Origin of the sequence: Faecalibacterium duncaniae (assembly GCF_010509575.1) — a bacterium.
Taxonomy (GTDB): domain Bacteria; phylum Bacillota; class Clostridia; order Oscillospirales; family Ruminococcaceae; genus Faecalibacterium; species Faecalibacterium duncaniae.
The window spans coordinates 2,064,184-2,076,263 of record NZ_CP048437.1 but is presented as its reverse complement, the minus strand read 5'-3'; the positions used below and the strand labels follow the sequence as shown (position 1 = coordinate 2,076,263).

Annotated in this window: 12 protein-coding genes; 11 read left to right on the top strand and 1 reads right to left on the bottom strand. The window is 52.5% G+C overall.

Annotated elements, in window-relative coordinates; all coding sequences use genetic code 11:
- Nucleotides 1–86: 86 nt before the first annotated feature.
- The 11 genes from rpsL to GXM22_RS10000 all read left to right on the top strand — a co-directional run bounded on the left by rpsL (nucleotide 87) and on the right by GXM22_RS10000 (nucleotide 11,163).
- Nucleotides 87–515, top strand: coding sequence for a 30S ribosomal protein S12 (rpsL, locus tag GXM22_RS10050; protein ID WP_005930554.1), 429 nt, complete (start codon nucleotides 87–89; stop codon nucleotides 513–515).
- Between the two features lie 158 nt (nucleotides 516–673).
- Nucleotides 674–1,144 carry a 30S ribosomal protein S7 gene (gene rpsG, locus GXM22_RS10045; RefSeq protein WP_005930552.1) on the top strand — a complete coding sequence of 157 codons (471 nt, stop codon included), beginning with the start codon at nucleotides 674–676 and terminating at the stop codon, nucleotides 1,142–1,144.
- Nucleotides 1,145–1,168: 24 nt separating this feature from the next.
- Nucleotides 1,169–3,295, top strand: coding sequence for an elongation factor G (gene fusA / locus GXM22_RS10040; RefSeq protein ID WP_082210757.1), 2,127 nt, complete (start codon nucleotides 1,169–1,171; stop codon nucleotides 3,293–3,295).
- Between the two features lie 168 nt (nucleotides 3,296–3,463).
- Nucleotides 3,464–4,669, top strand: coding sequence for an elongation factor Tu (gene tuf, locus GXM22_RS10035; protein WP_005930548.1), 1,206 nt, complete (start codon nucleotides 3,464–3,466; stop codon nucleotides 4,667–4,669).
- Nucleotides 4,670–4,882: 213 nt separating this feature from the next.
- Nucleotides 4,883–5,515, top strand: coding sequence for a GyrI-like domain-containing protein (locus GXM22_RS10030; RefSeq protein WP_035393594.1), 633 nt, complete (start codon nucleotides 4,883–4,885; stop codon nucleotides 5,513–5,515).
- Between the two features lie 96 nt (nucleotides 5,516–5,611).
- Complete coding sequence (gene guaA, locus GXM22_RS10025; RefSeq protein ID WP_005930542.1) at nucleotides 5,612–7,162, top strand: glutamine-hydrolyzing GMP synthase; 1,551 nt, start codon at nucleotides 5,612–5,614, stop codon at nucleotides 7,160–7,162.
- A 359-nt stretch (nucleotides 7,163–7,521) separates the two neighbouring features.
- Nucleotides 7,522–8,346, top strand: coding sequence for an EcsC family protein (locus GXM22_RS10020; RefSeq protein ID WP_099357304.1), 825 nt, complete (start codon nucleotides 7,522–7,524; stop codon nucleotides 8,344–8,346).
- Nucleotides 8,318–9,094 (top strand): hypothetical protein, encoded by a 777-nt coding sequence (locus GXM22_RS10015; RefSeq protein ID WP_035393593.1) that lies wholly within the window; start codon nucleotides 8,318–8,320, stop codon nucleotides 9,092–9,094. The genes GXM22_RS10020 and GXM22_RS10015 overlap by 29 nt, the downstream gene beginning before the upstream one ends.
- A 258-nt stretch (nucleotides 9,095–9,352) precedes the next feature.
- Complete coding sequence (locus GXM22_RS10010) at nucleotides 9,353–9,952, top strand: HD domain-containing protein (RefSeq protein ID WP_035393592.1); 600 nt, start codon at nucleotides 9,353–9,355, stop codon at nucleotides 9,950–9,952.
- 72 nt (nucleotides 9,953–10,024) lie between these two features.
- Nucleotides 10,025–10,594 (top strand): chromate transporter, encoded by a 570-nt coding sequence (locus tag GXM22_RS10005; RefSeq protein ID WP_005930530.1) that lies wholly within the window; start codon nucleotides 10,025–10,027, stop codon nucleotides 10,592–10,594.
- The gene (locus GXM22_RS10000) at nucleotides 10,591–11,163 is read left to right on the top strand and encodes a chromate transporter (protein WP_005930527.1); all 573 of its coding nucleotides are present in this window, start codon (nucleotides 10,591–10,593) and stop codon (nucleotides 11,161–11,163) included. Before GXM22_RS10005 ends, GXM22_RS10000 begins: the two co-directional genes overlap by 4 nt.
- A 25-nt stretch (nucleotides 11,164–11,188) precedes the next feature.
- Here the strand turns inward: GXM22_RS10000 and thiD are convergent, their stop codons facing one another.
- Nucleotides 11,189–11,989, bottom strand: a complete 801-nt coding sequence (thiD, locus tag GXM22_RS09995) for a bifunctional hydroxymethylpyrimidine kinase/phosphomethylpyrimidine kinase (protein ID WP_035393589.1) — start codon at nucleotides 11,987–11,989, stop codon at nucleotides 11,189–11,191.
- Nucleotides 11,990–12,080 lie beyond the last annotated feature (91 nt).

Below are 12,080 nucleotides of genomic sequence, written 5' to 3'. Positions count from 1 at the left end.
TATAACTGTTGCGCGTCCCCATAGGGGAAGTGCGGCTAAAAAGTCGGAAAATATCCGATGTTCACTATTAAGAAAGGAGAAACAAAATGCCTACTTTTAACCAGCTTGTACGCAAAGGCCGTGAGGTCCTGGTTACCAAGAGCACCGCTCCCGCCCTGCAGAAGACTTATAACTCTCAGAAGAAGCAGTACTCTGATCTGAGCAGCCCCCAGAAGCGTGGTGTCTGCACTGCAGTTCGTACCATGACCCCCAAGAAGCCTAACTCTGCTCTGCGTAAGGTTGCTCGTGTCCGCCTCACGAATGGTATCGAGGTCACCTCTTACATTCCCGGTATCGGCCATAACCTGCAGGAGCACTCCGTCGTGCTGATCCGTGGCGGCCGTGTTAAGGACCTGCCCGGTGTGCGTTACCACATCATCCGTGGTACCCTGGATACTCAGGGTGTGGCAGGCCGTAACCAGGCCCGCTCCAAGTACGGCGCAAAGCGTCCTAAGGCCGGTGCTGCAAAGAAGTAATTGAGGACAACCGCCATAAACGGCTTTCCATTATATAAATAACAAGTCCGCATTGTGCGGAGGGTAACGGTTTATGTAAGGTCAGCTCTTTGTGACACAACGGGAGTTTTATTACTTTCGAGTACCGATGATATCATTCTGTGAAGGAGGGAAGAAAGATGCCTAGAAGAGGTAACATTGCTAAGCGCGATGTCTTAGCTGATCCTATTTACAATTCCAAGATGGTCACCCGTCTGGTCAACAGCGTGATGCTGGATGGCAAGAAGGGCGTCGCTCAGAAGATCGTTTACGAGGCTTTCTCCATGATTCAGGAAAAGACCGGCAACGATCCTCTGGAAACTTTCGAGAAGGCGATGGAGAACATCATGCCCAGCCTCGAGTGCAAGACCCGCCGTGTTGGTGGTGCTAACTACCAGGTTCCTCTGGAAGTCAGCCCTGCCCGCCGCGAGACCCTGGGTCTGCGCTGGCTGACCGCTTACAGCCGCAGCCGTGGTGAGAAGACCATGGCCCAGCGTCTGGCCGCCGAGATCATGGATGCTGCCAACAACACTGGTAACGCCGTGAAGAAGCGCGAGGATACCCACAAGATGGCCGAGGCCAACAAGGCTTTCGCTCATTTCCGTTATTGATCTGTTCTGTAGGAGGTTAATTTCATGGCTACACCCAGAGAAGTTTCTCTTCAGATGACGAGAAATATCGGCATTATGGCCCACATTGATGCTGGTAAGACGACTACCACCGAGCGTATTCTGTACTACACCGGCATCAACCACAAGATCGGCGAAGTCCATGATGGCGGCGCTACCATGGACTGGATGGTTCAGGAGCAGGAGCGTGGTATCACCATCACTTCCGCTGCTACCACCTGCTACTGGAGCCACTCTGAGACCCAGAAGGATCCGGTTGCATTCAAGAAGAACCGTCACCGCATCAACATCATCGACACCCCGGGCCACGTGGACTTTACTGTTGAGGTCCAGCGTTCCCTGCGCGTCCTGGACGGTTCTGTGACCGTTCTGGCTGCTAAGGGCGGTGTCGAGCCTCAGTCTGAGACCGTTTGGCGTCAGGCTGATGAGTACAAAGTCCCCCGCATGGTTTACGTCAACAAGATGGATACCATGGGTGCCGACTTCTTCCGCTGCATCAAGATGCTGCATGATCGTCTGCACGCTAACGGCGTGGCGATCCAGCTGCCCATCGGCCAGGAGGATACCTTCCGTGGTATCGTTGACCTGGTCGATATGAACGCTGAGGTCTACTATGACGACATGGGCAACGATATGCGCACTGAGCCCATCCCTGAGGATATGGTCGAGCAGGCCGAGGAGTACCGCAACATCCTGATCGAGGCTGTTGCCGAGAACGACGAAGTGCTGATGGAAAAGTACCTCGAGGGTGAGGAGATCACTCGTGAGGAACTGAAGGCTGCTATCCGTAAGGAGACCATTGCAAATACTCTGGTTCCCGTTACCTGCGGTTCTTCCTACAAGAACCGTGGTGTCCAGAAGCTGCTGGACGCTATCGTGGACTATATGCCCGCACCTACCGATGTCGAGGACATCAAGGGTGTGAACCCTGAGACCGAAGAGCAGGAGACCCGTCCGTCTTCTGACGACGCTCCCTTCGCAGCTCTGGCCTTCAAGATCGCAACCGATCCGTTTGTTGGTAAGCTGGCTTACTTCCGTGTCTACTCCGGTAAGGTCGAGGCTGGTACTACTGTCTACAACTCCGTGAAGGACGCTAGAGAGCGTATGGGCCGCATCCTGCAGATGCACTCCAACCACCGCAAGGATATCGACTGCTGCTATGCAGGTGATATCGCTGCTGTTGTCGGTCTGAAGAACACCACCACCGGTGACACTCTGTGTGATGAGAATCATCCCATCATTCTGGAGTCCATGAAGTTCCCCGAGCCCGTTATCCGCGTTGCCATCGAGCCCAAGACCAAGGCCGGCAACGAGAAGATGGGCATCGCGCTGGCAAAGCTGGCCGAAGAGGATCCTACCTTCAAGACCTACACTGATGAAGAGACCGGCCAGACCATCATCGCTGGCATGGGCGAGCTCCATCTGGAGATCATCGTCGACCGTCTGCTGCGTGAGTTCAAGGTCGAGGCCAACGTTGGCGCACCTCAGGTCGCTTACCGTGAGACCATCCGCAAGGAGGCCAATCAGGAGACCAAGTACGCACGTCAGTCTGGTGGTAAGGGCCAGTACGGTCATGTTAAGATCAAGATCGAGCCCAACGAGCCCGGCAAGGGTTACGAGTTCGTCAACGCCATCGTTGGCGGTGCCATCCCGAAGGAATACATCCCGGCTATCGACAATGGTATCCAGGGTGCTATGAAGTCCGGCGTTCTGGCTGGCTATCCTGTCGTTGATGTCAAGGTCACCCTGTGGGATGGTTCTTATCACGAGGTCGACTCCTCTGAAATGGCCTTCTCCATTGCAGGTTCTATGGCCTTCAAGGACGCTATGCGCAAGGCTGACCCCATCATCACCGAGCCCATCATGAAGGTTGCTGTTATCGTTCCTGATGAGTATCTGGGCGATGTCATCGGCGACCTGAACTCTCGCCGTGGCCAGATCCAGGGCATGGAGGCAATGGCAGGCACTCAGCGTGTCAACGCCTTCGTTCCTCTGGCTCAGATGTTCGGCTACGCCACCGACCTGCGTTCCAAGACCCAGGGCCGTGGCCAGTATGTCATGGAGCCTTCTCACTACGAGCCGGTTCCCAAGAACATTGCCGACCAGATCATTGCTGGCCGCACCAAGGCTTGATTGCCTGAAACAAAGTAAAATTTTGCCGGGGTAGTGTAGCTCCGGCAAAATTTCCTGTAAAAGCACTTGATTTTACAGGACAAATTTAGTAGAATAGTTTTGCAATGCAATTCTGTGTTTGCAGGACTGTTGTAACCAAATTCAATCCGATTAAGGGAGGATATTCCAATGGCTGAAAAGGCAAAATTTGACCGTTCTAAGCCGCATGTTAACATCGGCACCATCGGTCACGTTGACCACGGCAAGACCACTCTGACCGCCGCTATCACCAAGTATCTGGCACTGAAGGGCGACGCAGACTTCATGGACTATGCCAACATCGATAAGGCTCCCGAGGAGCGCGCTCGTGGTATTACGATCAACTCCGCTCATGTCGAGTACCAGACCGATGCTCGTCACTACGCTCACGTTGACTGCCCGGGCCATGCTGACTACGTTAAGAACATGATCACCGGTGCTGCTCAGATGGACGGCGCTATCCTGGTCGTTGCTGCTACCGATGGTCCCATGCCCCAGACCCGTGAGCACATCCTGCTGGCTCGTCAGGTCGGCGTGCCCTATATCGTTGTCTTTATGAACAAGTGCGATATGGTCGACGACGAGGAGCTGCTGGATCTGGTCGAGATGGAGATCCGTGAGCTGCTGAGCGAGTATGACTTCCCCGGCGACGACACCCCCATCATCCGTGGCTCCGCTCTGAAGGCTCTGGAGTCCACCTCCAAGGATCCTGATGCACCCGAGTATGCTTGCATCAAGGAGCTGATGGACGCTGTTGACAGCTATATCCCCAACCCCGATCGTGAGGAAGACAAGCCCTTCCTGATGCCCATCGAGGATGTCATGACCATTTCCGGCCGTGGTACTGTTGCTACCGGTCGTGTTGAGCGTGGCATTGCTAAGGTTGGCGATGCAATGGAGATTGTTGGCATTAAGCCCGATCGTCTGAGCACCACCATCACCGGCCTGGAGATGTTCCGTAAGTCTCTGGACTTCGCTGAGGCTGGCGATAACATCGGCGCTCTGCTGCGTGGTGTTGACCGTACCCAGATCGAGCGTGGCCAGGTTCTGGCTAAGCCCGGCACTGTCCATCCCCACAAGGTCTTCGAGTCTCAGGTCTACGTCCTGACCAAGGACGAAGGCGGCCGTCACACCCCCTTCTTCTCCAACTATCGTCCTCAGTTCTACTTCCGTACCACTGACGTGACCGGCATCATCACCCTGCCCGAAGGCACCGAGATGTGCATGCCCGGCGATAACGTTCAGATGCACGTTGAGCTGCTGACCCCCGTTGCTATGGAAGAGGGCCTGCGTTTCGCTATCCGTGAGGGTGGCCGTACCGTTGGTTCCGGCGTTGTTGGCAAGATCATTGAGTGATTTTGACCCTCTGCGCCTGTTCTAAGGCAAAAGGTTAAACTTACAAAGAGCCTTCCCATTCCGGAGAGTGGGAAGGCTCTTTTTGCGCTAACAGATCCTCTGCCCGAGATGGCAGGGGATTTTTGTTTTTGCCAAAAAGTGCTTTACAAATAAAGGTTGTTATGATATGCTGACATTAAAGAAACAAGATGTCGAAGAATGGAGGACGGCACGATGGCGTTTGACTATAAGAAGGAGTACAAGGAGTTTTATCTTCCACCCAGGAAGCCGGGTATTGTAACTGTTCCGCCGATGAATTTTGTGTCTGTACAGGGCAGGGGAGACCCCAATGAACCAGGTGGGGAATATCAGGCGGCAATGGAGTTGCTGTATGGCATTGCCTTTACCATCAAGATGAGCTACAAGGGAAGCCATAAGATCGACGGTTACTTTGAATATGTTGTCCCACCGTTGGAGGGTTTGTGGCATCAAGAGGGGGTGGACGGTGTGGACTACGCCCACAAAGAATGCTTTGAGTGGACAAGTATGATCCGCCTGCCGGATTTCGTGACCCGGGAAGTGTTCGATTGGGCCGTTCAGGAAGCGACTGCAAAAAAGAAGAAGGATTTCTCCAAAGTGCAGTTCCTCCACTATGATGAAGGACTTTGTGTGCAGTGTATGCATGTTGGTTCTTATGATGCCGAACCGGAGACGCTGGAGCAGATGGATGCTTTTGCGCGGGAACAGGGCTATGAGACTGATTTCACCGGGCACCGCCGTCACCACGAAATTTACCTCAGCGATCCGCGCCGGACAGCACCGGAAAAACTGAAAACAGTACTGCGGCATCCTGTTCGCGTAAAATAAAATCGGGAAAGTTCACAAAGACTGTCGATTTTCGTTGTGAGATGTGCTATACTAAGTCTACCTATAGAAACATCTCGAAAAAGGGAGGAGAACATCATGCAGCATGAAACTGTCATCGTGCTGGACTTTGGCGGCCAGTACAATCAGCTGATCGCGCGCCGTGTCCGCGAGAACAATGTCTACTGTGAAATCTATTCCTACAAAACAGACCTGTCGGTCATCAAGGCGAAGAACCCCAAGGGTATCATCTTCACCGGCGGCCCCAACAGCGTCTATCTGGAAGATTCGCCCACCATTGACCCCGAGATCTTCAACTGGGGCATCCCTGTGCTGGGAATCTGCTACGGCAGCCAGCTGATGATGCACCTGCTGGGCGGTCATGTCTGCCGCGCCCCTGAGCGTGAGTACGGCAAGACCGAGGTCTTTGTGGACAACAGCAGCAAGATGTTCGAGGATGTTCAGCCCTCCACCATCTGCTGGATGAGCCACAACGACTACATCGAGCAGGCAGCCCCCGGCTTCAAGATCACCGCACACACTGTGAACTGCCCTGTGGCTGCTGCAGAGAACGCCGAGAAGGGCCTGTATGCTGTTCAGTTCCACCCGGAAGTGCTCCACACCGCTGAGGGCAAGAAGATGCTCCGCAACTTCGTGTATAACGTCTGTGGCTGCTCCGGTGACTGGAAGATGGACTCCTTCGTGGAGAACAATGTCAAGGCTCTGCGGGAGCGCATTGGCGACGGCAAGGTGCTGTGTGCCCTGTCCGGCGGCGTGGATTCCTCTGTGCTGGCTGCGATGCTGGCAAAGGCCATCGGAAAGCAGCTGACCTGCGTGTTTGTGGACCACGGCCTGCTCCGCAAGAACGAAAAGGAAGAGGTCTGCTCTGTTTTTGGCCCGGGCAATGCCAACGGCTTTGATATCAACTTCATCTGTGTGGATGCCCGCGACCGCTATTTCAGCAAGCTGGCTGGTGTTACCGAGCCCGAGCGCAAGCGTAAGATCATCGGCGAGGAGTTCATCCGCGTCTTTGAGGAGCAGGCAAAGCTGATCGGCAAGGTGGATTTCCTGGCACAGGGCACCATCTATCCTGACGTTGTGGAGAGCGGCCTGGGCGGCGAATCCACTGTCATCAAGAGCCACCACAATGTCGGCGGCCTGCCCGATACCGTGGACTTTAAGGAGCTGGTGGAGCCTCTGCGCAACCTGTTCAAGGATGAGGTGCGTCAGGTTGGCCGCGAACTGGGCCTGCCTGAGTATCTGGTCAGCCGTCAGCCGTTCCCCGGCCCCGGTCTGGGCATCCGCATCATCGGCGAGGTGACCCCCGAAAAGGTTGCCATTGTGCAGGATGCAGACGCAATCTGGCGTGAGGAGATCGCCAAGGCTGGTCTGGATAAGGAGATCAACCAGTATTACGCCGCACTGACCAATATGCGCAGTGTCGGCGTGATGGGTGACGAGCGTACCTATGACTACGCTGTGGCCCTGCGTGCCGTGACCACCACCGACTTTATGACGGCTGAGAGCTACAATGTGCCCTGGGATGTTCTGGGCACCGTGACCAGCCGTATCGTCAATGAGGTCAAGCACGTCAACCGTGTGTTCTACGATTGCACTGGTAAGCCGCCTGCCACCATCGAGCTCGAGTAATTTCCACCAACTGGATTTAATCAGAAATGCGCAACCCCCGTCAGTATGAGCTGGCGGGGGTTTTGTGCGTATAGGGGCAACGATTCGGGATTTTCGAATGGTTCAAGTTTGGCAGTGGGGACTATTAAGAAAAACTTAATGGTTGGAAGGTGTGATACACCAATGAAGTTGAATGAACTAGATGTATTTGATATAATCGGTTTAATAGGAAATAGAGTTGATGGGACAAAGTTGTGATCATAAGTATAGAGTGCTTTCCTGTGGACGATTGGATGCAGTGTTTCCATCATGTGTAAAACTGGTAGTCGCGAAAATTTCAGGGATTATTATGAGGACACTGAAAAAAAGGAGGAAAGAAAATGGCAAAGGCTAAATTTCAAGACACGTTAAAAAGCGGTTTGACTGGGGTCGCAACTGTCGGGAAAAAAATTGTGGATACAGCAGGAGACGGGGCTGCTGCTGCAATCAGCAAAGGCAAGGAACAGCTTGACAAGGCAAACCAAAAGAAAGGCGAAGCACTTTCCTCGCAGCAGATGGTTGACATTCTGGATGTCTGCTATGATAAAGCACTACGGGGCATTCCGAAGGTGAGTAAGTCGGTTGATGAACTGGCAGAGGATTATTCATCGAAATACCCGACAGCGGAAAAGGCAGCAAAGGCGTTGGTGGCAAATCAATTGGTAAAGTGTACGACATCAGGTTTTCTTACGGGACTTGGCGGGATAATTACACTTCCGGTTGCGGTTCCGGCTAATGTAAGCAGCGTCCTCTATGTGCAACTCCGTATGATTGCTGCGGTAGCCAAACTGGGCGGTTATGAACCCAATACCGATCAGGTGCAGACACTGGTCTATGCTTGTATGACCGGGCAAGCAGTTGCGGATGTTCTGAAAGGTACAGGGGTCAAATTAGGTACGAAAATTGCAACAGCTAGCATTGAAAAAATTTCAGGCGCAACATTGACTCGAATCAATCAAAAAGTAGGATTTCGATTGATTACAAAGTTTGGTCAGACTGGAATCATCAATCTTGGAAAGATGGTACCGTTGGCTGGCGGTGTAATTGGTGGTGGATTTGACCTTGTGACAACGAACATCATTGCACAGAATGCCTTGAAGTTGTTCATCGAAACGACCATAGAGAGAAGTGAGCAGAATGATTCAGACACCATTGGGGAGGATTGAAATAACTAAAGATGAGAAAAAAGTCGATTGCACAATCAGAAGAGTAAGAAATGACGACCGGTGCCCAGAATTAAACGGACGATTTGCGGTTTTGATTGACTATATTCCAGATGGACAGGAGCACACGGTTTCGTGTTGTATAAAAGGGATCCGAGAATCAAAAAGTGATTTTATAGAATCAGATGAAAGAGTTGATATAAAAAGTTTCTGTAGGGAAACAACAAAGCTTTCAATTGGATTATTCAGTGATATTCCGGACGAATGGGATAAAACACCAGATGATATAATGGATTATTGGACGGAATATCTAAAGAATGGTGTGCAGTATCATATTCGGGCAGGTGCCAAGCAAGCGATATACCCTTTTGGTGTTGCGTGGATTGAGCACAAAAGTGACAAAAACGAAGTTCAGACATCGTATGGTGCAGACCCAACGATTTGGTATGATGAAATATGCGCCAAGGAAAAATTTGTGTATTGTTGCGTGAAACAGGAAATCGACAAGTGGGATCCATACGATTTCTTCCCGGAAGCACCATCAAATGAGTATGATGGCGAAAGTAAAAGAATTATGAGGAAGATAACAGTTTCCTCATTTATGAACGAAATCGCAGAAGCGGTTGCTGAAGTCTTCTCTGAATCTTTTGGTCAGGGGGAGGGCTTCTCGGCAGACTATTGCAGGAACGTAGCCGGTAAAATCAAACACAGAATAACAAAGTACGAAAACAGGTTGAAAAACAAAAGATAATACGTTATAATACTCACAGAGATCCCACTGGTTGTGTGATACTATCCTGATACTAAAAAATCGGAAAGCCACATCTACCACAGCAATCTCATGGAAAAGTGAACATCCAAGGATGGACTTACTAAACAAATTTGCTAAGTAAAGAAATAAACTTACCGAGCTCGAGTAATGGATCAAAATGCCGAAAGCCTGTATTCATGCGGGTTTTCGGCATTTGTTTTTATCAATGCATAAGAAAAGGGAAAGAAGGAATAGGTTATGCTGCCGACAAGAGATGAAGCAATGGCGTTGATTCGGGATGGTCTATCAAATAATCCGGGGCCTTGGGGAAAACATAGTTTAACAGCAGCACATTGTGCAGAAAAAATAGCAGCGGCATGTGGAGATATAGATGCGGAGAAGGCCTATGTTTTAGGCTTACTGCATGATATAGGAAGAAAATTTGGCGTAAGACATCTTGGCCATGTTTCCGATGGATACAGATTTATGATGTCGCTTGGATATGATGAGGCAGCAAAGATTTGCTTGACGCATTCTTTTAACAATCATACTCTAGATGAATACATTGGAAAGCTTGATGTTTCAGAGGAAGAGATGGAGATGATTAAGACTGAATTAGCCAGGACAGTATACGATGATTATGACCGACTGATCCAATTGTGTGATAGTCTGGCAGGAGCGGAAGGGGTTCTGGATATAGAAGATAGAATGAACGATGTAAAGAAACGGTATGGCTTTTATCCGCAGGACAAGTGGGATTCCAATATGAGATTGAAGCAATACTTTGAGAAGAAAATGAAGAAGGACATCTACCTTGTTTGTGAGAAAGACTCATTTGTGCCGGAAGAGATAGGATGATCGCAGGTCTTGCAAATGGGTTTCCTGATGGGACACTTTATGCTATAATAGGCAGGCAGCGAGGTGAAGTGTATGAAAAAAACAAGAGATCTGTTCTGGACTTTTTTGAAGATCGGTGCGTTCACATTTGGCGGCGGCTACGCAATGGTGGCCCTGCTGGAACGGGAATTTGTGGAGGACAAGCAGTGGCTGAGCCGGGAGGAATTTCTCGATATGGTCGCCATTGCGGAGTCCACGCCGGGCCCTGTGGCGGTGAACAGTGCCACCTATGTGGGCTATAAGATCGAAGGGGCAGAAGGGGCCGCGGCATCCACGCTGGCGGTCTGCCTGCCCTCGTTTGTGGTCATCTACCTGATCTCACTGGTGTTTGACCGGTTCTTGCAGCTGTCGGCAGTGGCAAGCGCGTTCCGGGGCATTCAGGTCTGCGTCATCTATCTGATCCTTTCGGCGGGGATGAAGATGCTGAAAAGCCTGTCCGGCACGGCCTTCAACAGGATCATCGTTGCCGGTGTTGTGGCGGCCATGGTGGGCTGCTCGGTGGCGGCGGTGTCCTTCTCGTCCCTCTACTACATCCTGCTCTGCGGGGCGGCAGGGGTGCTGCTCTACCTGTTAAGAAAGCTGCGGAAGGAGGAGAAAGCATGATCTACCTCCAACTGTTCCTCAATTTTCTGATGATCGGAGCGCTCTCCTTTGGCGGCGGCTACGGGATGATCTCGCTGGTGCGGGAGACCGTGCTGCGTCATGGCTGGCTGACCGAAGCAGAATTCCTGAGTTTTGTCGCCGTTTCTGAGTCCACCCCGGGCCCACTGGCAATCAATATGGCAACCTTTATCGGGTCATCACAGGGCGGCTTTCCGGGAGCGCTGATCGCTACGCTGGGGGTGGTGCTGCCCTCGTTCTTCATCATCCTGCTGATCGCGGCGGTGCTGAAAAACCTGATGAAGTATGCGGGCGTGGAAGCCTTTCTTTCCGGTGTGCGGCCCTGTGTGGTGGCCATGATCCTGGCGACCGCGCTGAACATGATGCTCTCCACACTGGGCGGCATCAAAACGCTGGCAGATGGATTTGCACCGGATGCGAGATCGATCCTTGTGTTTGCTGTTTTATGGGCGGTGCATTTTGTCTGGAAGAAGCGGACGCAAAAAGCCCCGTCGCCCATCGGAATGATTCTGTTGGCGGCGGGACTGGGAATCCTGTTCTGGGGCGTATGAGAGATCATCGCCCTTTTTTTGTGGCTCAGTGCTCCACGAATTCGCCGCGCAGGGCGAACATGTGGTCCATGGGGCCGGAGCCTTTGCCCAGATCGAGCATGGCGGACAGGCAGCCTGAAATATATGCCTTGGCCCGCTCTACGGCGGCATCCAGGGGATAGCCCTTTGCCAGATTGGAGGCAATGGCGCTGGACAGGGTGCAGCCGGTGCCGTGGGTGTTGGGGTTGGCGATGCGTTCGCCGTGGAACCACTTGCCGCTGCCGTTGCACCAGAGCAGATCGTCGGCATCATTCACCTTGTGGCCGCCCTTGCAGAGCACGGCACAGCCGTATTTTTCGCTGATGCACTTTGCGGCGGCCTCCATCCCGACGGCATCGGTGATGGTCATGCCGGACAGGATCTCGGCCTCCGGAATGTTGGGCGTGACCACCTCGGCCATGGGCAGAAGCTGCCCGGTCAGGATCTGGATGGCGCTGTCCTGCAGCAGCTTGGAGCCGGAGGTGGCCACCATCACGGGATCGACCACGATGTGCTTGGCATCGTACTGGCGCAGCTTTTTGGCAATGGTCTCAATGAGCGCAGACGACGATACCATGCCGATCTTGATGGCATCCGGGTAGATATCGGTGAACACCGCATCCAGCTGCTGGGCCAGAAATTCGGGTGTGGTCTCAAAGATTCCGGTCACGCCGGTGGTGTTCTGGGCTGTCAGAGCCGTGATGGCGCTCAGGGCAAACACGCCGTTGGCGGTCATGGTCTTGATGTCGGCCTGAATGCCTGCGCCGCCGCTGGAGTCGCTTCCGGCAATGGTCAATGCTGTCTTCATAAGGAAAATCCCCCTTTTTCCTCTCAGCATAGCACAGTCCGGCGGCATTTGCAAGGAAAACCGGCCCGCCCTCTTTTCTGCCGGAGAAAAG